The sequence below is a fragment of the Stenotrophomonas sp. STM01 genome, assembly GCF_014852135.1.
Classification (GTDB): domain Bacteria; phylum Pseudomonadota; class Gammaproteobacteria; order Xanthomonadales; family Xanthomonadaceae; genus Stenotrophomonas; species Stenotrophomonas capsici.
In genome coordinates, this window is the sequence record NZ_JACVBA010000004.1 from 123,722 (window position 1) to 148,623 (window position 24,902).

The window sequence follows — 24,902 nt, forward strand, 5'->3', positions numbered from 1 at the left end:
GCCTGCCGCCCCCTGGACGACCCCATGTTGATGCTCCGCCCGCTGTCGTTGTCGTGCCTCGGCCTGCTGCTGGCAGCCTGTGGCCAGCGCGACGCCTTCAACCACACCGCCAACGCCGATCCGCACCAGCAGCAGCTCGAGCGCGCCTTCGCGATCTGCGCCGGCTGCCATGACACCCGCGCCGACCTGGGCCACCGCGTCGGGCCCAACCTGCAGGGTGTGATCGGCCGCAGGGCCGGCACCGCGCCGGGCTATCACTATTCCGATGCGATGAAGGCCAGCGACATCACCTGGGATGCGCAGACGCTGGATGCCTTCCTGAAATCCCCGACCCGACAGGTGCCGGGTACGCGCATGCTCAATGCCACCTCCGACCCCGCCCGTCGCCAGGCGGTGATCGAGTACCTGTCGCAGCAGAAGTAGGGCCAGCGGCACCGGCCGCTGGCCCAGCCATCGATGCCTACTGGCCGATGTTTTCCTGCAGGAACGTCTCCAGCGCACGGTAGAAGGCGATGCTGTTGTTGTCGTTGTAGAAGCCGTGCCCCTCACCGGCCACCGCCATCCACTGCGGCGGCCTGCCCGCCGCGGTCAACGCGCTGCGCATGGCGTTGGCCTGGGCGATCGGCGTGCGCTCGTCGCGCTCGCCGTGGGCCAGGAACACCGGCACGGTGATGCGCGCGGCCACGCCGGTCGGCGAGTTGGCCGCCAGTTCCTCGTCACTGCGCCCGATCACCCGGCCCAGGTAATTGCGGCCGTAGGCGCTGTCCTTGATGTCGCCCTTCTTGTACATCATCTTCAGGTCGTACAGGCCGGCCAGTCCCACCGCGCAACGGATCAGCTGCGGCTCGCGCGCGGCCAGCATCATCGCCGAGTACGCACCGAAGCTGGCGCCATAGCTGCAGACCCGCGAGGTGTCGGCCAGGCCCTGCTTCTCCGCTTCGCGCAGCCCCTCGACCAGGTCCTGCTGCACACGCGTGCCCCATTGCAGGTAGCCCCGTTCCTCGAACGCCTGGCCGCGTCCGCCGCTGCCGCGGTAGTTGACCTGCACCACCAGGTAGCCACGGTTGGCCAGGAACTGCGCATCGGTGTCGTAGAACCAGTCGTCCCGGACCCCATGCGGGCCACCGTGCGGCAGGATCACCGTCGGCAACGGGCCCTGGGCGTTCTTCGGCACGGTGAAGACCGCTTCCAGCTCGAGGCCATCACTGGCCTTGAAACGCACCGGACGGCGTTCGGCCATCTGCGTCGGATCAATGCCCTCGCGCGGGGACAGCACCTTCTCCAGCTTGTTGGTGCCGCGCCGGAAGGTGTACCAGCTGCCCGGGTCACGGTCACTGGCCAGGTGCACCAGCACGGTCTGGCCGTCACGACTGACATCGTCGAAGGTGACGTGCTGCTGCGGCAGCAGGTCGGCCAGGGCCTTGTGCAGCTCGGCTTCCGGCCGGCCCGGATCGAAGTACCGGAGCTGCGGCCGCCCGGCCAACGGCGCGGCTGCGAACGGCGTGGCGGGCGTGCGCGTCCACTGGCTCAGCCCGATGCTGCCGAACCCATCCTCGACCAGCACCTCGCGCTGCCCACCGTCCGGGTTGCTGAGCACCAGCGCCGAGGGTCCATCGGCACGGCTGAAGCGCCCGTAGACGCGCTGGTTGTCGTCGCTGAAGGCCATCGGCGTCCACACGCCGCCCACCTGTTCCTGCGCGATGGGCTGCCAGTGCTGTCCATCGCCGGAGGCGAACAGTTGGTAGTTGTCCTGGTCATCGCGCCCCCACGCATAACGCGCCACGCCGTTGCGATCGATCACGAACTCCAGGTTCGGCACGTTGACGCTGGCGACCAGCTTGAACGAAGGACGCAGCCCCGCATCCACCAGGTACAACATCGAGTTGGTGGGACTGCGCTTGAGCTGGCGCATGTAGAAGCGCCCATCGTTGCCCTGGCCGATGCCCTCGATGAAACCGAAGCCACGGTCAAGGCCTGCCGCAGCGTTCTGCTGTTCGTACCCATAGATGTAGCGCTGGTTCTCGCCATCGAAGTCGCTGGCGATGATCTCGCCGGTCGGAATCGGCTTCTCGAGCGAGCCGTACCGACGACCCTTGGCGACCACCAGGCGACGGTCGCCCACCCAGATGATCTGGTACGGGCTTTCGTAGCGCGGCAGGCGCAGCACCGCGGTACGGTGCATGTCCGACAGTCGCACCACCTGCAGTGCATGGTTGCCTTCGCCGAAATCGGTGGCGAATGCCAGGTACTGCCCATCGGGCGAGAGCCGCGGCATCGAGAACGGACTGGCCTTGGCGAAGGCTTCCACTGGAACGGTTTGTGCCATGACCGGCAACGGTGCCGTGCTTCCCAACACGGCCAACAGCAGGAACATCGTGCTCCTGATCCCCATCACAACCCCCAAGCAATGATCGGACGCACAGCCTATGCGATCAGCCGGCGGCGCAGAAGTGCCCGGTTTCACCGCGTTCGGCGGGAGGCGGGCGCGGTGGCCCGCAGCGTGTCCCGGGCGGCAATCGACAGCCTCGCCCGCCGCCGCATCACGCCAGCGTGCGGGGTTGCCCAGCGTCGGTTGGGTGCCTGCGTGCCCGGGCGCCGCAACGCATGGCCGGCATTTCCATGGCAGGATGCTCGCCAACCACGACTTTGCGGGAACCTGGCGTTGCGACACCTGCGTTGCCTACCCATCACCTTGCTGGTCATCAGCTTGTCCTGGCCGGGCCTGGCTTGGGCAATGCGGCAATGCCCACCGGAGTTCGGCGAGAAATCGACCGGCTTCTGGCTGCTGGGTTGGACGATCTTCGCGCTGTTCGTGATCGCCGGCATCCTGCTGCCGATCCTGATGTTCCGCGCCACGCGGCAGGCGCCGCGGGTGATGCGCTGGTGGCTGCGCGCGGCCAGCTTCCCGGCGATGCTTGCGTTGTGGATCCTCGGCTTCGGGCTCTTCCTCGGCCGGTTCGTGCTGGTCTGCTGAGCAGGCCGTCGGTCACGACGCCGGCTTCGCGGCCAAGGTCGCTCCCATGGCAGGAGCGCCTTCAGCCGTGAAGCCGGTGGCCACGCACCTGCATCACGCGTCGCGATAGCCCTTGCCCAGTTTCTCGGCCACCAGCTTGTCCATCTCGCGACGCGCACGCGCGGGGCTGTCGAACTGCTTCACGTTGCGCTGTCCGGCGCTGCCGATGCGCCCGTAGGTCACCACCAGTTCGCCGCCGCTGACCGCTACGCGCCAGAACTTGTTGGATGTGCCCTGTTCGAACACCAGTTCGCGGCTGAGCACATCCTCGGCCAGCGCCGCCGGCACCTCGGGCGCGGCCTCCACCACCGCCGTCTCCATCGCCGGCAATGACTCCAGTGCATCCAGCGCCGTCTGCGCATCGACCTCCCGGCCCTGCAACGCCGCATCGATGCGCGCCAGCACCGCCTCGGGCGCGCGCAGCCAATCGCGGCCGGGCACGTCGATCACCTGCCAGCCGAAGCCGCGCAGCACGCCGGGACGGAACACGTAGCGTTCGCGGGTATCGGCCACTGCCTGGTCCGGCCCATCGAGCAGGATCGCCAGCTGGTAGTCGCCGCCGGCCGGGTCCACGATCGCCAGGTCGCAGCGGAACTGGGAACGCCCCACCTGCTCGTGCACGATGTGCCCACGCTGGCGCAACGCCTCCGCCATGGCCTGGCGGATGGCATCGGCCGACGGCGGTGCGGCGAACGCCTCCCGTGCGCCGGCATTGAGCGAACCCAGCACCAGCTGCGCGCGGTCGAAATCCCCCCGCGCACTGGCCTGGGCGAACTGCAGGAACGCACGCAACGCCGCCGCGCCGTCGTTGTGGGTGTTGGTGATGGCCTCGGCATGGATGCTGGACACCACCGCCATGCGCAGCCGGGCACGGCTGAAGATCACGTTGAGGCGCTTCTCGCCGCCACGCTGGTTGATCGGGCCGAAGTTCATCAGCATCCGGCCGTCCGCACCGGGTGCGTAGCAGATGCTCAGGATGATCACGTCACGCTCGTCGCCCTGCACGTTCTCCAGGTTCTTCACGAACAGGCCGTTGAACTGGTCCTCGTCCTCGCGCACGTACTCGCGTTCAAGCTGCAGCGCGAACTCGGCATCCTCGCCGGCCAGCGTTTCCAGCGCGGTCTCGATCTCGCCCTGCTGTGCCTCGGAGAAGGCGACGATGCCGATGCTCTGGCCGCCGCCCCGGCGCAGCAACTCGCGCACCATCTGCGCGATGTAGCGCGCCTCGGCGGCATTGCGACGCGCACCGTACACACCGTCGGCGATGTGGTGGAAGCTGACCGCACGCTCCTGCAGGGCATCGGCGCCGATCGCGCCGGCATCGTCCTGGGTGGACGGCACCGATGCCGGCGCGTCGGCCGAAGGCTCGATGCGACGGTCGGGGATGGTGACCAGGCGGCCGTCGTAGAAGGCGGCGTTGGAGAAGCTGATCAGCGTCTCGTGGCGGCTGCGGTAGTGCCAGGCCAACAGGGTCGCCGGCAGGTTGCGCGCGGCCTGGTTGAGCAGGCTGTCCGACTCCATGTTGATGGCGATGCGCTCGCCATCCTCCTCCACCACGACCTCCTCGTTGTCCTCGCCGTTGGCGGCGAAGAAGCTGGTCGGCGGCAGCTGCATCTCATCGCCCACCACCACGATCTGCCGCGCCCGGCTCAGCGCCGGTACCGCTTCCTCGGTGGGGATCTGGCTGGCCTCGTCGAAGATCACCACGTCGAACAGGTCCGGCGACAGCGGCAACGTGTCGGACACCGACAACGGGCTCATCAGCCAGATCGGCTTGAGGTCGTTGACCACCAGCCCGGTCTCGTCGTCGGACAGGTCGCGGATCGAACGGTGGCGCATGCTCTTGCCGAACTCATGCTCCAGCTCCCGGCGCCCGGTGGAATAGAGCTTCTTGAATGCCTTGCCTTCGGCGTCCAGCTGGGTCGCCGACAGCGACGCGGTCTGCACGTGGTCGGCGAACAGCCGATGCAGCGTGGCCTGCACCACCTTGGCGTTCAGGCCCAGCAGCTCGCGCTGGCCCTCGCCGATGCGCCGTGCGGCCACCGCCAGTGCCGCGCCATCGAAGCGGGCCAGCTCCGGATGCGCACGCTCCAGGCGACGCAACGCTTCATCGGCAACCACCGCCTCGATCTGCAGCGCCGGCAAGGGCAGCTGCCGCAACGCGGCGCTGACGGCGGCATCACCGGCGTGCACGGCACGCAGCAGCGGCAACAGGTCCGGCAGTTCTTCCAGCCCTTCGCGCAGGTCGCGCAGCAGCTCGCCGACCCGCGCCAGGCTCAATGCCGGTTCGCCCTCCACGTTCTCGTCCAGGCGCTGGCCGAGCTTGCGCAGCGGTTCGGCGGCCACGGCTTCGTTGCGGGCGGCGGTCACCGGGTCCAGTGCAGCGCGGAGGTGGTCGAGCATCGCCCGCATCGGTCCGCTGCTTGCCTGGCGTTCGCGCAGCTGGGTCACCGCATCCAGCAGCCCGCGCATGCTCTGCACGCCGAACTGCCTGCAGCTGCTGGCATCGGCTTCGGCCAGCGCCACGGTGGCGGCCTGCTCGGCCGCCAGCGACTGCAGCACCCGCGCATACCCCGGATGTACCGCGTGCTTGCCGAAGTCGTAGCGACGGCGCAGCTCGCCGCGCAACCGCCACCAGGCCGGCTGCAGCCAGCGCATGAGCGAGCCTTCCAGCTGCTGGGCCAAGGCAAGCGCGGCCTGGGTGTCGCCCGCATCGAGCTTGTCGCGCCAGTGCGTCGTGGCCTGCGCGGCCTGCTGCACTGCTGCCTGCTGCTGTTCAAGCCGCTCGCGCGCGCGTCGCAGTTCCAGCGCCTGCGAGGAGTCCTCTTCCAGCAACGACAACTGCCCGGCCATGCCATTGTCCAGCAACCAGCGGGCCTGCTCGGCCAGCTGCAGGGCCTGTGCCGGCGTGAGCCCGGCCTTGATCAGGCCCGCGCTGTCATCCAGCACCGGGTCCAGCTGCTCCAGCAATGCCTCACCATCGTCGATCAGGTGCTGCACGCGGCCATAGGCGCGCTCGTCACCGACCAGCGCGGCGGACAGGCGCGCAAAGGGATGCACGGCCAGGCTGTCGATGCCGAAGCGTTCGCGCAGGTTGCGCTCCACGCGCAACGCCAGTTCACGCTGCGCATCCCACGCGGCCAGGGTGGGCAGGGTTTCGCGGCGCGCGGCATCCAGCTCCGGCACGCCGGGCAGCTCGGCCATGCGCCGTACCAGTTGGCGCACGCTGGTGCCCAGCGGTTCGGGGACGACGGACATCGACTGCTCGAACGCATCGACGCGCGCCTGCAGGCGCTGCAGGGTATCCAGCACCGCATCGCGCTGCTGGGCCAGCCGCTCGCTGTTGTGCGGCTGCGCGATCCAGTTCTCGTAGCAGCTGCGCAGGTCGGCGATGAAGGCCTTCTTGTCGGCCTGCGAATCGTGGATCAGGCAGCACAATGCATCCAGGCCGGCCTGCTTGAGCCGGTGGAACACCACGTCCAGCGCGGCGCGTTTCTCGCATACGAACAGGATGCGCTTGCCGCGCCCGGCGTAGTCGGCGATCAGGTTGGTGATCGTCTGCGACTTGCCGGTGCCCGGTGGCCCCTGGATGATGAAACTGCGCTGGCTGCGGGCCAGGCCCACCGCCGCGCCCTGGGTGGCATCGGAGGCGATCACGTTCCACTGCTCGCGCAGCGGCAACGGCGCCGGCGGCGCGGCGTCCACGGCGCGCGGCTCGATGGAGAACACGCGGTCGAAGGCGGGGTTGTCGGTGTTGTCGTCCAGCAGCTGCGTGTAGTCACGCACCAGCGACATCTTCTTGTAGTTGAAGTTGGCCAGCGTGACCTGGGTCAGGTCCAGGTCCCATGCGTAGCGATGGCCTTCGGCCTCCTGCAGCGCATAGCCCACGCGCTCGGCATCGGCCACCTCCTCCACCATCCACGCATGGCGCGGCCCGGCCACCGGCGCGGCACCGGCCTCGAACCGCTGCGGCAGCGCACTGGGGCGCACCCAGCGCTCGAACAATGCCTGGCCCAGTGGCCGGTAATCCTCGCGCTCGTAGCTGTAATCGGGCAGGCGCCCGGCCACGGCACGCGTGCCACGCCCGGCCGGACGGCGACGCTGGTACTGCTGCAGGCGTTGCAGGGCCTTCTGCCGGACCAGCCGCACCTGCGGCTTCTCGATCAGGCGCAGCTCGACCGACGGTTCGGTACGGCGGATCTGCGCCAACAGGTCGGCATGCACCTGCGCGATGGAAGTCTTCTGCAGGTCCACCGTTTCCGGCAGCTGGATGTCATAGAGCTGGCGCAGCTGGTGGCGCAGCACCGGGTTGAACTCGGCCTCGCCTTCCTCGGCCTGCAGCACGTACTGGTCGCGCACGCCCTTGCGCCGGACCAGCTCCACCGGCAACCACAGCAACGGCGTGGTGATGCGTTCTTCCGGGAATTCCTTGAGGTTGTGCCAACGCAGGAACGCGACCACCAGGCGCAGGTGGCTGAAACCATACTCGGCGCGATCACGGCGGGTTTCCTGGATCAGCTTGTCCAGCGCGGCCGGCAGGAACGGCTGGTCGTCGAAGCGCAGCCAGCGCTGCAGGTCGACCGCCTTGCCGGCGGTCATGTCCGCCGCGAACGGCCCGCCCCAGGTGCAGATGTGCTCCGGCCGGATGCTCTCCACCTGCAGCATCAGCGGCACGCTGGACACGGTGAGGTTGACCGAGCCGGCGGTGGGCCGGAAGAACAGCAGGCGGTTGCGGCGCGACAGGTCGAACAGGCGGTCGCGCAGGTAGGACAGCACCGCGCCACGGCGCGAGGCCAGGCCGCTGACGCCGGACAGCGCGCGCGCCACGTCCAGCACGTCCGGCTGGTCGCGCCAGGTGCGCAGGCGCGTAGCCAGGCTGTCCAGCTCGGTGCTGCGGTCATGCCGGTTGAGCGCGGTCATCTCCACGATCACGCTGGCCAGCACCGGATGCAGGCGGGGGGCCAGCTGGAACAGGTTCTCGCGGTTGCCGGCGAAGCTGCGCAGGTCGTCGACGTCGTCGAAGTCCAGGCCGCAGGCTAACGCCGCCAACACCATGCCCAGCTGGAAGATGTCGGTCAGCTCGTCATGGTGGCCCAACGCCAGTTCCCAGCTGCGATAGCCCGGCAGGTACACCGGATGCTCGATCGCCGCCTCCAGGTCGGCCTGCACCGCCAGGTCGTCCAGCCGCTCGTAGCCCTGCGCGTCATGCGCGACCCGCAGGGTGCCGACGATGTTGAGCGTGGACGCCGAACCGGGCTGCACGCGGCTGATCGCGGCCAGCGCCATCGCCGGTGCCTGGCCGGCCGGGTTGCGCAGGGCCAGCCCGCCCGCCGCATCCAGCACGATCGCTTCGGGCGACAGCGTGGCGACGCGGCCACCGGCATGCAGCGACGCCACCTGCGCGAACAGCGGCAACACCAGTACCAGCACGTCATCGGTGGACAGCGCCGCGCCGGCCTGGGCGTCGACCAGCGCGGCGAAGTTGCCCGCCGGCACCGGGGTTTCAGTCATCTCGCTCATGCACTCAGGGCCCGTTCGGTGTTCTTCTTCAGCTTGTCCAGCTCACGCTTGCCAAGCCGTGCATCCCGCTTGAGGTTGGCCTGCAGTGCCTGCGCGCTGCCCAGCGCGTGGGCCAGCGTGCTGGCGCGCAGCAGCGCGGCGTCCTGCACGTCGGGGTCAACCAGCGCCAGGTCCAGCATCAAGGCGTTGAGGTAGCCACGCACGCTGTCATCGATGTTGCGTTCGACGATGGCCTGGGGCGCAACCGTGGCCTCGCCCGGGTTCCAGTCCGGGAACAGCTGCCGCACCTGGTTGAGTACCAGCGCGCTGCGCAGCGGCACCTCGTCGAGGAAGTGGCCGAGGAAGCCGCGCGTGATCTGCTGCAGGGCCTGCTGGTCGAGCAGGTCCAGTGCCTCCAGCGACAAGGCACCGCAAAGCTTGTCGCGGACCCAGCCGTCCAGCCGGTCGGTGCGCTGCCACCACTGCTCCAGCGCACGCGCGCGGATGAAGGTCTCCGGGTGGGTACGCATGGTGCTGCCCTGCTTCTCGTTGGCATCCACCTCCGCGGCCTGGCGCAGGTAGGCCACCGGGTCCGGGTTGGCCACACCGGTCTGCACCTTCAGCAGCGTGCTGACCGCCGGCCCGGGGGCGGCGGCTGCCACCGCGCCGCCGCGGTCGGCGAACAGCTCGGTATGCAAGGCATACCGGCGCAGGGTTTCGGCCTGGCTGGGGCTGGCCTGCGGCGAGGCCAGGGCGTCATTGAGGATGCGGTCGGCGACGTGGAAGTCGCCGCCGTCCAGCGACCACAGCACGTAATGCGCCAGTTCATGCCCGAACAGCGCCAGCCGCTCGTCATCGCTCAGGCGTTCGAGCAGCGGCCCCTGCAGCACCATGTGCACTTCGCCGGGCACGAACACCAGCGCGGCATTCATGTCCTGGCTGCCGGCCTGGTACAGCGTCGCCGGGGCCTGCATGCCCAGCCGCTGCATGGCCAACTGCAGGCTCGCATGCACCTCCGGGTGGGCCTCGGCCTCCAGCCGGTAGGTATCGCGCAGCAGGTCGCTGCGTACCTGCGCGATGTGTTCATCGCGGATCCGCTGCGAGGCCGCCCAGCGCCATACCTCCGGCTCGTGCTGCTTCAGGTACGCCACCAACTGGCGGTGGTAGTGGAGCGGTTCCAGTGCCGGCCTATCGCTGGGCATGACATCCATTTACTGATTTTCCCGTGTTTACCCCACCCGAAGTTTAGGAGATTCATCGCTGGCAGCGGCGCTTGGCATCCGGACGCGGGAGATTCCGGTGACCTTGGACGGCGCCGCTGGCAGTTCCGCCGACCCACCCTGCATCGCCGTGAGGCTGGGCGGGCTGCATGCCGCCTGCTAGGGTCGGTGGCTCCCTCCCGCTGGAACACGCCGCATGCGACTGCATGGACCTGTCGTCCTCGCCACGCTGCTGGCATTGCCCGCGCTGCATGCCAACGCCGCTGCACCCGCGCCCGCCACCAGCCATCTTCACGCGCATTCGCCCTTCGCCCATCCCCTCAACGACGAAGCAGATGCGCCACTGGTCTCCACCGGCGGCGATGGCCGGTTGCGTTACGGGCGGTACCGCGTGCGTGACGGCGCGGCCGCCGAGCACATCGTCCCGGACTTCTCACGCGCCGGCTATCGCGGTGGCGGTATCGCCCTGCCAGCACGCGAAGCCCTGCCGGTACGGGTGGTCCTGTCGCCCGCGCAGGGCGAGGATGACCAGCCGCGCATCCAGCAAGCCATCGACGCGGTCTCCGCCCTGCCGCCGGATGCCAACGGCGTCCGCGGCGTGGTGCTGTTGAAGCAGGGCCACTACACGCTCGCCCAGGGCTTGCGGATACGGGCCGGCGGCGTGGTGCTGCGTGGCGAGGGCCGGGCAGCCGACGGCACGGTGCTGCGCTCCACCTACAGCGGGCCGCAGGGCCGGATCATTGAGGTGGGCAACCGGGAGACGGCCGTACCACAGCCCGCGGCACGACCCGCCATGACCCGGATCACCGCCGAACGGGTCCCGGTCGGGGCGATGTATCTGTCGCTGGCCTCCACCCAGGGCTACCGCGTCGGCGACAGCATCGCCCTGATGCGCACGCCCAACGAGGCCTGGCTCGGCAGCCAGGGCATCGACACCGCGCGTTATGGCTGGGCCGCCGCCGACTACGTGATGCATTACGAGCGTGTCGTCACCGCGGTGGATGCAGGGGGACTGCAACTGGACGCACCGGTGGTTGATGCGATCGAGCAGCGCTTCGGTGGCGGCAGCGTCTACCGCACCGACATCGCCCGGATCGGCGAGGTCGGCATCGAGGATCTGCGCCTGGAAGGCAATCCGCAGACCGGCACCGCCGTCGGCACGCCTGACACTGGCCCGTACACCGCCATCCGCTTCGGCGGCGTGCGCGATGGCTGGGTACGCAACGTCACCCTGCGCTACGTCTCGCATGGCATCACCGCCCACAACGGCGCGCACTTCAACACGTTCCAGGACCTGGCCTACCTGGACCCGCGTTACGGCCAGACCCAGGGCGTGCGCCGCTACGTGTACGACTACGAAGGCAACGCCGCATTCAACCTGACCCAGCGCTGCTACGCCGAGCAGGGCCGCCACAGCTTTGTCACCGGCGCGCGCGTCCCCGGCCCCAACGTGTTCCTGGACTGCCTGGCCGTGGACGGCAGCAACGACAGTGGCCCGCACCATCGCTGGGCCACCGGCACCCTGTACGACAACACCCGCGACCGCCAGCTGCGCGTGCAGCATCGGCGCGGGAGCGGCACCGGGCATGGATGGCCCGGCGCCCAGCAGATGTTCTGGAACACCGACAGCGCCCGCTACGTCCTGCAGGCCCCGCCGCATGCGATGAACTGGAGCGTGGGCCAGATCGGCGAGCGCGTACCGGGCAAGTTCCCCCCGGAGGAACCGACCGGCATCGTGCAGTCCCCGCATGCGGTGGTAACGCCGCGCAGCCTGTACCTGCAGCAGCTGCATGATCGCCTGGGCGAACAGGCAGTCATCAACGTCACCACCCCGGCCCAGCGACAGGGCCGCCTCTGGGATGAACTGGCCGCGCGACGCGGCGAGTAAGCGCAGGACCCCATCCCCGGCGCCACATGCCTTCCGGTCTCTTGGACGGACCGGGGACGTGGCCTTGTTCCGGCACGGAAGTTCCCCGATTCGCCGCCTAATTTATGTACTGGTCAGTTTTATATTCAGGGTCAGTTCCATTGGCTAACGGATAATTCACAACCATCGAACGGCCCCAAGCATCACGCCGCATCGATCAAACCAATAAAAAAGGTAATGCCGAAATGAAGACTTCCCTGATCGCACTGGGCCTGATGGCCGCCCTGCCGTTCGCTGCCTCGGCTGCCGATGGCCTGTCCTACAACTATGTGGAAGGCGGTTACGTGAACACCGACACCCGCGGCGGCGACGCCGATGGTTGGGCTCTGAAGGGCTCGGTTGCCGTGCACCCGAACTTCCATGTTTTCGGTGAATACAACGCCCAGGAAACCGACAAGGGCAAGGTTGACGTGGACCAGTGGCGCCTGGGTGTTGGCTACAACTACACCGTGGCCCCGAACACCGACCTGCTGGCCCGCGCCGCGTACCAGAAGTTCGACCCGGACTATGGCCTGACCTTCAACGGCTACAGCGCTGAAGTCGGCGTGCGTACCGCCTTCACCCCGAACTTCGAGGCGTATGCCTTGGCCGGTTACGAGGACTACAGCAAGAAGCATGGCGTGAATCCGGATGGCGAGTTCTACGGCCGCGTCGGTGCGACCGGCAAGTTCAACGCCAACTGGGGCCTGACCGGCGAAGTGAAGCTGGCCAAGGCTGGCGACAAGGAATGGTTCGTCGGCCCGCGCTTCACCTGGTAAGCCGTAGCGGCAACAACGTGTTGTAAAGGCGCGTGCTCTCTCTCCCCCGCGCCTGAAGCCCGGTTCTCCCCGACCGGGCTTCACCTTTTCCGGGGCCGGCGAAATGCTTCCCCCTGTCCACCCGTTGGGGCAGGAGCAGGTTCTACTGGCAGATCCACCGCCTTCCCTCGTCGAAGGCAGGAAGGGCCAGATGCATTCCACCGGCCCAACAAAAAAGCCCGGCAATCGCCGGGCTTTTTGTTTCAACGTCGGTCAAATTACTTGAACAGCGTGTCCGGATACTCCGGCTTCTGCTCGCGTGCCAGCAGCTGCTGCAGGCCCTCGGTCGGGCTCAGCTCACCGTGCAGTACCGATTGCACCGCCTTGGAGATGGGCAGGTCGATGCCATGGCGCTCGGCCTGGCGCATCACCTCGTCGGCGGTCTGCACCGATTCCACCACCTGGCCGATTTCCTTCACCGCGTCGGGCAGGCTCTGCCCACGCCCTAGGGCAAGGCCCAGGCGGCGATTGCGCGAGAGGTCACCGGTGCTGGTCAGCACCAGGTCGCCCAGGCCGGCCAGGCCCATCAGGGTTTCCGGCTTGCCGCCGATGGCGGCGGCCAGACGCAGCATCTCGTTGAGGCCGCGAGTGATCAGGCCGGCACGGGCGTTCAGGCCCAGCTGCATGCCATCGGCCACGCCAGTGGCCACGGCCAGCACGTTCTTCATCGCCCCCCCCAGCTCGGCGCCGACCATGTCGTCACCGGTGTAGGCACGGAAGGCCGGGCCATGCATCGCATCTGCCACCTGCTGGGCGAAAGCGTCGTCATCACCGTGGACGGTGATCGCCGTGGGCAGGCCCAGGGTCACTTCCTTGGCGAAGGACGGGCCGGTGACGACGGCCAGCGGCACGTCCGGGCCCAGCACTTCACGGGCCACTTCATGCAGGAAACGCCCCGAGCCGGGCTCGAAGCCCTTGGTGGCCCAGGCCACGCCGGCCCCGGCCGGCCGCAGCGGCGCCAGCGCGCGCACGGTCTCGGCGAAGGCATGCGAAGGCACCACCACCAGGATCCAGCTGGCACCGGCAACGGTGGCAGCCAGGTCGGTGCTGGCGCGCAGGGAATCAGGCAAGGGAATCCCCGGCAGGTACCGGGGATTCTCATGACGCTGGTCGATCGCCTCGATGACGGCGGCATCGCGTCCCCACAGCACGGTCGGGTGACCGTGCCGGGCCAGCAGGGTGGCCAGCGCGGTGCCCCAGGAGCCCGCGCCGAGGACGGCGATCTTGTTCGCGTCGGTCGTACTCATCCGATGTCGCGGACGCCGATCAGGCGTTGCCGGCCGGCTCGGAGTCGGCCAGCGAGGCTTCGCCCTGGGCCTGGCGCTGGCGCAGGGTTTCGGCGTACAGGCCTTCGAAGTTGATCGGCTGCAGGTAGAACGGCGGGAAGCCGCCGGCCTGGATCAGGTCCGACACCATCGAACGCACGTACGGGAACAGGATGTTCGGGCACTGGGTGCCGAGCAGCACGTCGATCGCCTGCGGCTCCAGGCCGATCAGGCCGAACACGCCGGCCTGCTGCACTTCGGCAACGTAGGCGGTCTTGTCACCGGCCTTGCAGGTCAGGGTCACGCCCAGCACCACTTCGAAGGCGGTGTCGGACAGGCGCTGCACCTTCTGGTTCAGGTTCAGCTGCAGGTCCGGCTGCACGTTCTCATTGAAGATGACCGGCGAGTTCGGGGATTCGAAAGAAACGTCCTTGACGTAGATCTTCTCGATGGTGAAAGCCGGGCCGTTGGCAGCTTCGTCAGCCGGGACTACGCCGTTGGTGTTCTCTTCGGACATTTCTCAAGACTCCAGAACAGATTGTTCAATGATTGGGATTGTTACCAGACCAGCGATGGGGGCGGTCCACGCCGTCCACAAGGCCTTAACGCAAATTAACTGATCAGCCGCGGCCCTTGACCAGCGGCAGGTCCGCCGCCTGCCAGGCCGGCAGGCCGCCGTCGAGCACGTACACCTGCTCGAAACCGGCCTTCTTCAGCACCTTGGCGGCGGTGGCGGAGGCGTTGCCGGTGCGGCACAGCAGCACCACCGGCGACTGCTTGGCCGAGGCCAGCAGCTTGTGGGTCGGGCTCACCTGGGCCGGCTGCAGGTTGCGGCTGCCGACGATATGGCCCTTCTCGAAATCGCTGGCGGCCGACAGGTCGATCACCACGGCCCCACCGGCATTGATCAGGTGGGTCAGCTCGGACGGCTTGAGCGACTTGTAGCCGCGGAACAGGCGCGCGACCTCGGTGGCGATGATGGCCACGGTAAGGCCGACCAGGGCCAGCGACAGCATCGGATTTCGGCCAGCGAAGGCCAGCAACTCTTCGTAATTCACTCAGGTCACGGGTCGATTAAGCGGGCGGGGATTGTCGCATATGCCGGCAATGGGGCGCCCAGCGGGCTCATTGGCCCTGCCACAGGTCCGGCAGGCCGCCCGCCTGCCACCAGCGCTTGCCCTCCGCGTCCCAGCGCCAGCGTTCGGTGACCACCATGGTGCGCTCGGCCTGGGTGTTGCGGTTGATCACGCTGATTTCCATGCGCCGCTCGACATTGCCGTCGGCGGCGACGCTGCTGCCGCGTTCGCGGTAACCGGACACCTGCACCTGCTGGTAACGCTGGCGCTGCAGGTCACCGAGCGGGTGGGCCTGCAGGTAGACCGGGTCGAGGAAGCCCTCGGCGGCCTCGAAATCGCTCCAGCGCACCGCGGCCGTGTAGGCCGCCTGCGTCGGCACCAGCTTGGCGCGCTGGCTGCGGCTGGGGCCGTCACCGGCGCTGGCGCCGGCCGCGACCAGCAACGACAGGACAAGGGCGGCTTGGAACAGGCGTCTGAGCATCATGGAATCCCCGGGTAACGGCGCCCATCCTAGCCTTTGCCGAGGGCCACGAAGCGCCCTTCCAGCTCGGCGGCACCGCCCTCGATCTCGGCCCGTACGGTCACCCGTGCCCGGCCACGCTTGTTGAACAGGGCCAGGAAATCGTCCCAATCCTGGTCCGGCGCGGCCCGCGCGACCGCCAGCAGGTCGCCGTAGACGGGCGCGCGATAACGGATGTTGCTGTCGGCGACGTAGACCTCGGCCTGCTTGCCGGCCAATGCCAGGCGCAGGCTGACCAGCGCCCAGCCGGCCAGGGTCATCACCGAGGCCAGGCTGCCGCCGAAGGCATTGCCCTTGTCATTGACGTTGGCGGCCAGCGGTGCCTGCATGCGCAGCACGCCATTTTCATAACCCGCGATGCGGATGTTCATCGCGGCCACCGGCGGCATGGCATCCAGGGTGGCCTGCACCTGCGCGAGCAGTGCAGCGGAATCGGAAGCGTCGGACATGGAAGAAGTAAGCAACACACGGACAGGAAAGCGCCCGCATAATGCATGGAATGAACCGCCGCGCCTATGTGCCAGCCGACACGGCCTGGCACCTGATCTCCCTGCGCCCCCAGGGGCAGCACGACACCCTGCGCAGCGCCGCTGCCCGGCTGGGAGGACATACGCTGGCACTTTCGCCCTGGCGCGTGGCCCTGCGTACCGACACCCTGACCCGTGCGCAGCTGGCCCATGCGGCGACCGCCGACCGCCTGGTGTTCACCAGCCCGACCGCCGCCGAGGCCGCCGCGCGCCTGCTGGCACTGCCCGAACTGGGCGAAGGCCGCGTGGTCGCGGTCGGCGAAGGCACCGCGCGGGTGCTGCGCCGCCATGGCGCGCGCGACGTGCAGGCACCGCAGCGCATGGACAGCGAGGGCCTGCTGGCGCTGCCGCGCATGCAGGAGCTGCAGGGCCTGCGCGTGGCGCTGGTCACCGCCCCCGGTGGCCGCGGCATGATCGCCGCGCAGATCGTCGAGCGCGGCGCCACGCTGCAACGGGTGGATGTGTACGAGCGCGTCGGCCTGCCGCTCAGTACCGCCGTCATCGAGCGGCTTGAAGCCCTGCAGGGCCCGACCGTGCTTGCGCTCAGCAGTGGCGAGGCGCTGGAGACGGTGTTGCCGCAGCTGCCGGCGGCGGTGCTGCGGCGCTGGCAACGGATGCCGGTGGTCGCCGCCAGCGAACGCCTGGCCGCCCTGGCGCGCACGCATGGCTTCACGCATGCCAGCGTGGCGGCCGGCCCCTTGCCGGCACAGCTGGCCAGCGCCGCGCAGCGCGCGATCACGGCGATGGCGGCAGGTCACGCCAGCGCCTGAGCCTGTACGGCGCGTGGCTTGCAGGCATCCACCCGCGCCGCCATCCTGTTGCAGCATGACCCGGTGCCGCGCCGTCCGTGGCCCCGGTGAGCCCGCCAAGGATGCTGTGCCCCGATGAATGATGTTTCCCCCGCTCCCACGCCCCGGCACCCGCTGCGCTGGTTGATCCCACTGGCCGTGGTCGGCGTGCTCGCCGCCGCCGGCTGGTTCGGCTATCGCGGCTGGCAGGCCCAGCAGCAACAGGCCCACCAGGCGCGCGATGACGCCGCGCGCCAGCTGACCGCCCTGCAGGACAGCATGGAAGCCCTGCGCCGCGACCAGCGCGCCAATGCCCGCAGCATCCAAGACGCGGCCGCCACCAACCGCGTGCTGCGCGACGAAGTGCTGGGCCTGAGCCAGCGCAATGCGCTGCTGGAGGAGAACCTGGCTCGCCTGGCCGACAGCTCGCGCCAGGGTGCGCAGGCGCTGCGCCGCGAGGAGGCCGAACTGCTGCTCAGCCAGGCCGCGCAGCGGATGAACCATGCCGATGACCTGGACGGTGCGCGCCGCCTGTATGCCTTGGCCGCCGGCGTGCTGGAGAGCATCGACGACCCGGCCTACCTCAACCTGCGCCAGGCCCTGATCCAGGAGCGCAACGCGGTCGATGCGCTGGGTCCGGGCGTCCGCACCACCACCGCCAACCGGCTCACCCAGTGGGCGGCCAGCCTGGAGCAGTTGCCCGAGCAGGCACGCGCGGCGACCGATGCCGAGCAGCCGTGGTGGCAGCAGCTGCTTTCCCCGTTGGTGGAGATCCGCCCGGCCGATGCCTCGGTGCTGGTCGCCCGCTCCGAGCGGCTGGCCGCCACCGACTCGCTGCAGATCGAGTTGAGCCTGGCCCGTGCCGCCCTTGAACGCGGTGACGACACCGCCTGGCAGCAGGCGCTGGACCGCATCGATGGCTGGTTGCAGCGGTTGTGGCCGGATTCGCCGCAACGCCAGCAGCATCGCGCCGAGCTCAAGGCCCTGCGCGCGGTGGAACTGCGCCCCGCCCTTCCCGAACTGGGCAGCACCCTGCAGCAGCTGCGCAGCATGCGCGCGGCCAAGGAGTCGCCATGAAAGCCTTCCGTTCCCTGCTGATCGTCCTGCTGGTCGCCGCGCTGGGCATCTTCGGCGCGCAGTGGATGGGCCAGGCGTCCGTGCGTGCGCTGGGCGAGGTGATCGTCCGTGCGGGCAACCACGACTACATCGCCACGTTGCCGCAGGCGGTGCTGGCGCTGCTGATCGTCCTGTTGTTGCTGTGGCTGCTGTGGACCCTGGTGAGCACGCCGTTCCGCGTCTGGGCACGGCATCGCCGCGGCAAGGGACACGCCCGCTTGATCGATGGCCTGCAGGCGCTCGATGGCGGGCAGTGGCAGCGTGCCGAAAAGCTGCTGCAGAGCGCGGCCACCGAGAAGGAGGTGCGACCGATCGCGCTGGTCGCGGCGATGCGTGCGGCCGAAGCCCGCGATGATGCCGCCAGTGCCGGCCAGCACCTGCAGCAGCTGGGTGCGGTCGACCCCACCCTGCACGCACTGCATAGCGCCGAGCGCTGGCTGGAACTGGACAAGCCACTGGAAGCGATCACTGCGCTGGACCTGCCCGGCATCCAGCCGTTGCCGCCACGCGGGCTGTCGCTGCGCACCGAGGCGCTGGCCCGCGCCGGTCGCGCCGAGGAGGCCTACGGGCAACTTGGCGCGCTGCGCCAGCAACAGGCCCTGCCACCGCCGGCGGTGGCCGCGCTGGAAACCCGGCTGGCCCTGCAGATGCTGGACGAGGCCGTTGACGTGAACGCGCTGGCTGCGCGCTGGGAAGTGCTGCCCAAGACCCTGCGCGTGTCGCCGCAGGCAGTGGCGCGCTATGCCAGCCGCGCGGTGGCGTTGAACTGGAACGACGTGGCGCTGCGCGTGATCGAACAGACGCTGGACAGCAGCTGGGACGAGGCGCTGGTCACGCTGTACGGCACCCTGCCGGTGGACAAGCTGGACTCGCGGCGGGCCAGTGCGCAGCGCTGGCTGCAGTCGCACCCTTCCAGCCCGGCACTGTTGCTGACCCTGGCCCGGCTGGCACGCGGCCAGGGGCAATGGACGCAGGCCGAGGAATTCCTGCACCGCGCGATCGCGCAGGGCGCCGGCCCCGACGCCTGGGAAGCCCTGGGCGAGGGTTTCGCCGCGCAGGGCGAGGACGCGCTGGCGCGGCAATGCCTGCTCAACGCCCTGCACCAACGCCGTGGCGATACCCCGCTGCCACTGGAACGCCGTGACCTGCGCCAGCAGATCCAGGACCAGGCCGTGGCCGAGGAGCGCGACGAACATGGCTTCCCGCGCCTGCCCGGCTGAGCCCATGGAATCCAGTACCCACGCCTTCTTCCAGACGCCATGAACATCCCTCCGGACATGCACGCGCATGTCGTGGCACTGACCGATGCCATCATCGACGCCGGCCAGGCCGGCGACGACGAGGCGGTCCAGGTGCATTACGCCGAACTGGCCCGCTACTGCGAAGCCACCGCCCGCAGTGACCGTGACCACCCGTTCCTGTGGGAGACGCTGGCCGATTTCACCGGTGATGACCCCACCGCGATCGGCTTCTACCTGCGCGCCCTGCCACTGGCGACCGCGGCCAATGCCGCCGGCTACGCGGCCTCGATCTGCCTGGCACTGGCCGAGCGCTACTCCAACCTGGAAGAGCTCGACGCCGCACGCGATCACGCGCTGCAGGCCGACGCCTACGCGCGCGCCACCGACGACCTGCCGCTGCGCCGCGAAATCAGCCAGTTCCTGCTCGACCACGCGCCCACCACGGGCGGCGGCTGAGATCCGGCCTGCATCGCCCGGCAACGCGGCCGGGCGCACCTGCGGTCAATCGCGGCGGTGGGGATAGCGGGGCAGCGAGGCCAGCAACCGGGGCGAGACGCCGGCATAGACCGCCAGTTCCGGGGTGATCTTCTTCGGCTTGAGCACACGCATGCCGAGCAGGCCCCAGAACAGCATCACCAGGAACAGCAGCACGCCGAGCAGGATCATGCCGCCGCGCTCGAACATGAAGCCACCGATCAGCGGCACCAGCGACAACCACGCCATCAGGATGAAGTTGCGACGCTGGCCCTGGTGCCTGGCGCACAGGCCCACCTGGTGGCTGGCCGGCTTGCGCACGATCAGCGCCACGATCAGGTAGACCACCATGTGCAGCAGGATCAGCAGGTACAGCCACGGCGAATGCCAGTAGAAGGTACGGCTGCGATATTCGCTGGCCGGGTCGCCACATTTCACGCACGAACGCGGCAGGTCTGCGCCGGGGCGCACCAGCAGTTCCGCGCCGTCGCGCCAGCAGCGGTCGTCGCCATGTGCGTGCTGCAGTGGTGGCGGCTGCGGCGAACTCTGTGGCGCGGCATACGGGTTGTCGTCATTCACTGCGGGTTTTCCCCTGTGTCATGGCCAATGAAAGGCGCCCCCGCGCCCGTGCGTCCCGCTCAATCCCTGCGGCCACCTGCGGCGGCGGCCGCATCGGCCGCCTGCGCCGCCGCCTGGGCCGCGGCGGCGCTTTCCTGCGTGGCGGCCTCAGCACTCCTGTGCGCCGGTGCGTTGGCATCGACTGCCACCGTGTCGGCGTTGTCGCCTTGCTCGATCAGCTGCAGCTGCTGGGCGATCTCGGCGCGGAACTGCCGGGCACTCCGCTCGCTGTCCTCGCCCACCACCAGCGCTTCCACCTGCGGCTGCAGGCCGGTGAAGCGTGCACGGGCCGCATCGAAGCGCGACAGGCGGCGCTCCCATTCGCCCAGGATCATCTGGCAATGCAGCCAACGCTGGTCACGCCGGACAGCGGGGCGTTGGTCCGGGCACTGTTCGGCGAAGGCCGCCGCGGCCGCGGCCACGTAGCGCGGATACTGCGCCGGCGAGGCCTGCCAGGTGGCACGCTGCAGCACGCCGGCCTGTTCGTCCGCCGGGGCATCGATCGCCTGCATCAGCCGTGAAACCAGCCAGTAGCTGGTTTCACTCTCGCGCATGCGCCGGTACTCCTCACCCTGCACGTAGGCGTCCAGCGCCCGGACCTCATCGGCGCTGAAGGTCTCACGGAACATCACAAAGCCATTGCCCGGGCATTGCACCAGCGGCCATGGCGACTTGATCGCGCCATAGGCGCGGCCATCGAGGAAGTGTCCGAAAGAGGTGCCCGAGCCCATCGTGCGGGCGCTGAAACGTTCGCCACCGACCGGGCAGACGTAGTCCACCTTCATGAACGTCATCGCTGCTGCCGGGGCAGCCAACACCGACACCATCATCCCCAACCCGATCGCGATGCACCTCATCCGTGTTCCCTCGTCCTTGGTGCGGCGAAGATACAGGCTTGCCAGGCAGCCAGAAAAGGCCTTGGCCGCGAAGTCGGGATATATCTCGAAGGCGCCAAGACACCCCTCCCCAGCCCTCCCCTCTGCTGCGCAGCAGGGAGGGAGCAGATCTGCCGCGGCTCAAAGGATGCGTGCCTGCACCCGGCGCAGGAGCGGCCTTGGCCGCGAAGTCGGGATGTATCTCGAAGACGCAAAGACACCCCTCCCCGACCCTCCCCTTTGCGGCGCAGAAGGGAGGGGGCAGATCCACCGTGCCTACCGGTTGGGGTGCGCTGGATCAGCGCTCGACGATGGCCACCACGCCCATGCCGCCGGCAGTGCAGATCGACACCAGCGCGCGGCCACCGCCGCGTTCGGCCAGTTCCTTGGCCACGGTGCCGATGATGCGTGCACCGGTGGCGGCGAACGGATGGCCGGTGGCCAGCGACGAACCCAGCGGGTTGATCTTCTCCGGGTCGATGCGGCCCAGCGGTGCGTCCAGGCCCAGGCGTTTGCGGCAGTAGTCCTCGCTCTCCCACGCACGCAGCGTGCACAGCACCTGCGCGGCGAAGGCTTCATGGATTTCGTAGATGTCGAAATCCTGCAGGGTCAGGCCATTGCGCTTGAGCATTTCCGGCACGGCCACGGTCGGGGCCATCAGCAGGCCCTCGCCATGCACGAAATCCACCGCCGCCACCTGCGCGTCGCGCAGATACGCCAGCGGCGCATGCCCGTGCGCGCGTGCCCATTCCTCGCTGGCCAGCAGCACCGCGGCGGCGCCGTCGGTCAGCGGGGTGGAATTGGCGGCGGTCAGGGTGCCGCGGCCGGAAGTCTTGTCGAAGGCCGGCTTGAGCGTGGCCAGCTTTTCCAGCGAGGTGTCCGGGCGCAGGATGTTGTCGCGCTCCACGCCACGGAACGGTGCGATCAGGTCGTTGAAGAAGCCGCGCTCGTAGGCGGCGGCCAGCTTCTTGTGCGAGGACACCGCCCACTCGTCCTGCGAGTCACGCGAGATGTTCCACTCCTTGGCCATGTCCTCGCAGTGGTCACCCATGCTCTTGCCGGTACGCGGCTCGGCCACGCCGGGGAACTCGGGCTTGAGCTCGGAGAACTTGAAGCCCTTGGTCAGCGCGCGGAGCTTGTCGCCGGTGCTCTTGGCGCGGTTGGCCGCCAGCAGGCGTGCGCGCAGCTTCTTGCCATAGACGATCGGCACGTCGGAGGTGGTGTCCGAGCCGCCGCCGATGCCCGACTCGATCTGGCCCAGCGCGATCTTGTTGGCGACGGTGATGATGGTGTCCAGCGAGGTGCCGCAGGCACGCTGCAGGGTGATGCCCGGGGTCAGCGGCGACAGCCCGGAGGACAGCGCGGCCTCGCGGCCCAGGTTCCAGTCGCTGGGATGCTTGATCACCGCGCCCATCGCCACTTCGCCCAGCTGCTGGCCGTGCAGGCCGAACCGTTCAACCAGGGCGCCCAGCGTACGGACCGACATGCCAAGGTTGCCGACATCCGAATAGGCGGTGTTCTGGCGGCAGAACGGAATGCGGACACCACCGAGGATGGCTACGGGACGAGCGCTGGTCATGCGGGTACCTGATGACTGGAATGTGAGTGCAACGTGGCCTGCACGCGATAGCAGGCATAATGGCGTTGAGTGTAGCTTCGAGCCCGTGACGGGCCAACCGCGAACCATGAGCAATTCCAACCCCGACATGAACGCACTGGGCGTACTGGCACTGGAACTGGCCGGTGGCCAGCAACCACGCAAGGCCGCGCTGTCCTCGGACCAGGCCGGCGAACTGGCGGCGCTGGTCGGCCGTGACCTGGCCAAGCTGGTGCCGCAGGTCAGCGGCCTGGACCTGGTGTTCGCCGCGGCGCATTTCGACCCGGCCGAGGTGTTGCGCCCGGGCCTGCCGATCCATCGCCGCCTGGAAGAGCTGCAGGCGCGTGCGCCCGGCCGCAACCAGGGGCCGCGCCTGCTGGCCTTCGGTGCCGATGCCAACGGCGAGGTGCCGCTGCCGCTGCAGGCCGATCCGGGCCTGGTCGGCGGTGGGCTGCGGGTGGTGCCGTTCGTGTTGACCGGCACCGATACCGGGCTGCTGCAGGAAGCGCGTGATGCGCTGGAAGAGGTGCTGCTGGCCAACGGCATGGCGCAGCCGGACACCGCGCTGCTGGCGCAGACCGGGTTTGCCGCGCAGATCGAGCACGCACGCTATTTCACCTTCAACGACCTGGCCGCGATGATGGCCATGCAGTACGACAACCAGGGCCTGGCCGACCTGTGGCCGCTGCTGGAGACGGCGATGTTCGCGCCCGGCCAGGAGCAATGGCTGGAAGCCCCGCCGGAACCGCTGCTGCGTTATGTCGGTGGCGAAGTGCGCATGGCGCTGTTCGACCCGGCCGGCTGGTGCGCGCACTACGGCCATGAGCGCAATGCCTGCGATCGCCTGCAGCGGGTGTACGAGCAGTACCTGATGCGCCAGCGGCAGATGGCCGCGGTACTGGAGGCGCATGGCATCGACGTGCTGTACGTGCATGTGCATGCCGGCCAGGACGCCAAGGCGATGCTGGCGCACTGAGCGCGCTGGCGGATGGAACCCGAAGGGCCGCGCAAGCGGCCCTTTTGTTTGGAGCGGTTCGGCCCGGAGGCGAACCCCTCCCCCGCCCTCCCCTGCTGCGCAAGGGAGGGGTTTGGAGCAGCACGGCCGCTTACGGCGCCTTGTTGATCACCGCGCAGGCCAGGCGTGCGCCGGCGTTGCCGGTCGGCTGGGTCTTGTAGTCGTCCGGGTCGGCGTGGACGATCAGGCCGCGGCCGATGATGTCGAACGCATCGCCCTTGCCCGCATTGACGTTGCTGGCCACCGGGCCGTCGATGTGGGCGTTGCCCTGGGCATCGGCCTTGATGTTGGGCATGTCGCCGCCGTGGTGGGCGGTGGCGTCGATGCTGCCGTGTTCGCTGCTGCCCGGGTTGAAGTGGCCACCGGCGCTGGTGCCGTCCGGCGCACTGCAATCGCCCTTCTCGTGGATGTGGAAGCCGTGCTCGCTGTCCGGCTGCAGGCCGCTGATGTCGCCGCTGGCGCGCAGCTGGCCGTCAACCACGGTGAAGCTGATGCTGCCCTTGACCGTGCTGTCCTTGGTCGGCTCCAGCTGGGCGACGGCGACCGGCGCGGCCATGGCCATGGCCGGCGGAGCGGCCGGATCGGCGGCCGGGGCCGCGGCGGCAGGTGCGTCGGCGACCAGTTCGGCCGGGACGGCATCGGGTTCTGCGCCTTGGTTGCAGGCGGTCAGCGCGAGCGCGCCGGCGAGGAACAACGTGGTGTGGATCAAACGCATGGTCTTGCTCCCTATGAATGGGTGGATCAGAACGACAGACGCATTCAGCGTACGACGCGGATCACCGCGCAGGCGACACGGGCACCGGCATTGCCGGCAGGCTGGCTACGGTAGTCGTCGGGTGCAGCGTGCACCACGAGGGCGCGACCGGCAATGTCGTTGACTGCGCCACCGCCGAGGGTGACGCCGCGCAGGTGAACGTCGACATTGGCCACGCCTTCGGCATTGGCCAGCAGGTTGTCCATGTCACCGGCATGGTGCGCGCCGGCGCCGGCGCGGCCATGCGCCTGCGCGGTGGGGTTGAAGTGGCCGCCGGCACTGCTGCCGTCCACCGCGCTGCAATCGCCCTTCTCGTGCACGTGGAAGGCAGACGGCCGGCCGCGCGGCAGGCCACCCACCACGCCGGTGATATGCACGCCGCCGGCTTCGGGCACCAGGGCCAGGCGGCCGCTGACCAGGCTGGCCGAGGCCGGTGCGAGGTTGGCTTCGGCCATGCGTGCGGTGCTGACCGACGGTGGCGGCGGCGGCGCCTGCGGCCGGGGCGCGGGGCCGGAGCCACAGGCGGCCAGCAGCGCGGTGGCGGCCAGGGCAGTCAGGGGAAGATGGATGCGCATTGGAA

General features: G+C 69.0%; 22 protein-coding genes. 9 read left to right on the forward strand and 13 right to left on the reverse strand.

The genetic code is table 11. The features are described from left to right. Positions 1–24 precede the first annotated feature (24 nt). A complete protein-coding gene (locus IB227_RS16525) occupies positions 25–423 on the forward strand; it encodes a c-type cytochrome (protein WP_225591934.1) in 399 nt (132 codons plus the stop codon). Between the two features lie 37 nt (positions 424–460). Here IB227_RS16525 and IB227_RS16530 read toward each other — a convergent pair whose 3' ends face one another. Further along, positions 461–2,374 (reverse strand): prolyl oligopeptidase family serine peptidase, encoded by a 1,914-nt coding sequence (locus tag IB227_RS16530; RefSeq protein ID WP_225591935.1) that lies wholly within the window; start codon positions 2,372–2,374, stop codon positions 461–463. Between the two features lie 288 nt (positions 2,375–2,662). Here IB227_RS16530 and IB227_RS16535 point away from each other — a divergent pair, with 288 nt between their 5' ends. Beyond that, positions 2,663–2,974, forward strand: coding sequence for a hypothetical protein (locus IB227_RS16535; protein ID WP_192288290.1), 312 nt, complete (start codon positions 2,663–2,665; stop codon positions 2,972–2,974). 93 nt (positions 2,975–3,067) lie between these two features. Here IB227_RS16535 and IB227_RS16540 read toward each other — a convergent pair whose 3' ends face one another. Together IB227_RS16540 and IB227_RS16545 are read right to left on the reverse strand one after the other, a co-directional pair. After that, the gene (locus tag IB227_RS16540) at positions 3,068–8,533 is read right to left on the reverse strand and encodes an AAA domain-containing protein (protein ID WP_192288291.1); all 5,466 of its coding nucleotides are present in this window, start codon (positions 8,531–8,533) and stop codon (positions 3,068–3,070) included. After that, entirely contained in the window at positions 8,530–9,714 is a 1,185-nt protein-coding gene (locus IB227_RS16545; RefSeq protein ID WP_225591936.1) for a M48 family metalloprotease, read from the reverse strand. Before IB227_RS16545 ends, IB227_RS16540 begins: the two co-directional genes overlap by 4 nt. A gap of 214 nt (positions 9,715–9,928) precedes the next feature. Here IB227_RS16545 and IB227_RS16550 point away from each other — a divergent pair, with 214 nt between their 5' ends. Both IB227_RS16550 and IB227_RS16555 read left to right on the forward strand, forming a co-directional pair. Next, entirely contained in the window at positions 9,929–11,620 is a 1,692-nt protein-coding gene (locus IB227_RS16550) for a hypothetical protein (RefSeq protein ID WP_192288292.1), read from the forward strand. Positions 11,621–11,844: 224 nt separating this feature from the next. After that, a complete protein-coding gene (locus IB227_RS16555) occupies positions 11,845–12,417 on the forward strand; it encodes an Ax21 family protein (protein ID WP_192288293.1) in 573 nt (190 codons plus the stop codon). A 257-nt stretch (positions 12,418–12,674) separates the two neighbouring features. On the opposite strand, the gene IB227_RS16560 is transcribed toward IB227_RS16555, so the two are convergent. The 5 genes from IB227_RS16560 to IB227_RS16580 all read right to left on the reverse strand — a co-directional run bounded on the left by IB227_RS16560 (position 12,675) and on the right by IB227_RS16580 (position 15,766). Then, positions 12,675–13,703 (reverse strand): NAD(P)H-dependent glycerol-3-phosphate dehydrogenase, encoded by a 1,029-nt coding sequence (locus IB227_RS16560; protein WP_192288294.1) that lies wholly within the window; start codon positions 13,701–13,703, stop codon positions 12,675–12,677. A gap of 19 nt (positions 13,704–13,722) precedes the next feature. Continuing rightward, positions 13,723–14,238 carry a protein-export chaperone SecB gene (secB, locus tag IB227_RS16565; protein WP_132862378.1) on the reverse strand — a complete coding sequence of 172 codons (516 nt, stop codon included), beginning with the start codon at positions 14,236–14,238 and terminating at the stop codon, positions 13,723–13,725. A gap of 103 nt (positions 14,239–14,341) precedes the next feature. Then, a complete protein-coding gene (locus IB227_RS16570) occupies positions 14,342–14,779 on the reverse strand; it encodes a rhodanese-like domain-containing protein (protein ID WP_192288295.1) in 438 nt (145 codons plus the stop codon). 67 nt (positions 14,780–14,846) lie between these two features. Continuing rightward, on the reverse strand, positions 14,847–15,281 hold the full coding sequence (locus IB227_RS16575) for a hypothetical protein (RefSeq protein ID WP_192288296.1): 435 nt from the start codon (positions 15,279–15,281) through the stop codon (positions 14,847–14,849). A 26-nt stretch (positions 15,282–15,307) separates the two neighbouring features. After that, positions 15,308–15,766 (reverse strand): YiiD C-terminal domain-containing protein, encoded by a 459-nt coding sequence (locus tag IB227_RS16580; protein ID WP_192288297.1) that lies wholly within the window; start codon positions 15,764–15,766, stop codon positions 15,308–15,310. Between the two features lie 41 nt (positions 15,767–15,807). On the opposite strand from IB227_RS16580, the gene IB227_RS16585 reads away from it, so the two are divergent. The 4 genes from IB227_RS16585 to IB227_RS16600 all read left to right on the forward strand — a co-directional run bounded on the left by IB227_RS16585 (position 15,808) and on the right by IB227_RS16600 (position 19,445). Next, entirely contained in the window at positions 15,808–16,614 is an 807-nt protein-coding gene (locus tag IB227_RS16585; protein WP_192288298.1) for a uroporphyrinogen-III synthase, read from the forward strand. A gap of 114 nt (positions 16,615–16,728) precedes the next feature. Beyond that, on the forward strand, positions 16,729–17,709 hold the full coding sequence (locus IB227_RS16590; protein WP_192288299.1) for a uroporphyrinogen-III C-methyltransferase: 981 nt from the start codon (positions 16,729–16,731) through the stop codon (positions 17,707–17,709). Continuing rightward, positions 17,706–18,968, forward strand: a complete 1,263-nt coding sequence (locus IB227_RS16595; RefSeq protein WP_192288300.1) for a heme biosynthesis HemY N-terminal domain-containing protein — start codon at positions 17,706–17,708, stop codon at positions 18,966–18,968. Before IB227_RS16590 ends, IB227_RS16595 begins: the two co-directional genes overlap by 4 nt. A gap of 39 nt (positions 18,969–19,007) precedes the next feature. Then, a complete protein-coding gene (locus IB227_RS16600) occupies positions 19,008–19,445 on the forward strand; it encodes a hypothetical protein (RefSeq protein WP_192288301.1) in 438 nt (145 codons plus the stop codon). A 45-nt stretch (positions 19,446–19,490) separates the two neighbouring features. Here IB227_RS16600 and IB227_RS16605 read toward each other — a convergent pair whose 3' ends face one another. The 3 genes from IB227_RS16605 to IB227_RS16615 all read right to left on the reverse strand — a co-directional run bounded on the left by IB227_RS16605 (position 19,491) and on the right by IB227_RS16615 (position 22,535). Next, positions 19,491–20,042, reverse strand: coding sequence for a hypothetical protein (locus IB227_RS16605; protein WP_132862371.1), 552 nt, complete (start codon positions 20,040–20,042; stop codon positions 19,491–19,493). A gap of 59 nt (positions 20,043–20,101) precedes the next feature. After that, positions 20,102–20,938, reverse strand: coding sequence for a hypothetical protein (locus IB227_RS16610; RefSeq protein ID WP_192288302.1), 837 nt, complete (start codon positions 20,936–20,938; stop codon positions 20,102–20,104). Between the two features lie 316 nt (positions 20,939–21,254). Next, entirely contained in the window at positions 21,255–22,535 is a 1,281-nt protein-coding gene (locus IB227_RS16615) for an acetyl-CoA C-acetyltransferase (RefSeq protein ID WP_192288303.1), read from the reverse strand. A 106-nt stretch (positions 22,536–22,641) separates the two neighbouring features. Between IB227_RS16615 and IB227_RS16620 the strand changes: the two genes are divergently transcribed. Next, positions 22,642–23,529 carry a hypothetical protein gene (locus IB227_RS16620; protein WP_192288304.1) on the forward strand — a complete coding sequence of 296 codons (888 nt, stop codon included), beginning with the start codon at positions 22,642–22,644 and terminating at the stop codon, positions 23,527–23,529. A gap of 130 nt (positions 23,530–23,659) precedes the next feature. On the opposite strand, the gene IB227_RS16625 is transcribed toward IB227_RS16620, so the two are convergent. Beyond that, positions 23,660–24,283, reverse strand: a complete 624-nt coding sequence (locus tag IB227_RS16625) for a superoxide dismutase family protein (RefSeq protein WP_192288305.1) — start codon at positions 24,281–24,283, stop codon at positions 23,660–23,662. 44 nt (positions 24,284–24,327) lie between these two features. Continuing rightward, a complete protein-coding gene (locus tag IB227_RS16630) occupies positions 24,328–24,897 on the reverse strand; it encodes a superoxide dismutase family protein (RefSeq protein WP_192288306.1) in 570 nt (189 codons plus the stop codon). Positions 24,898–24,902: the final 5 nt, after the last annotated feature.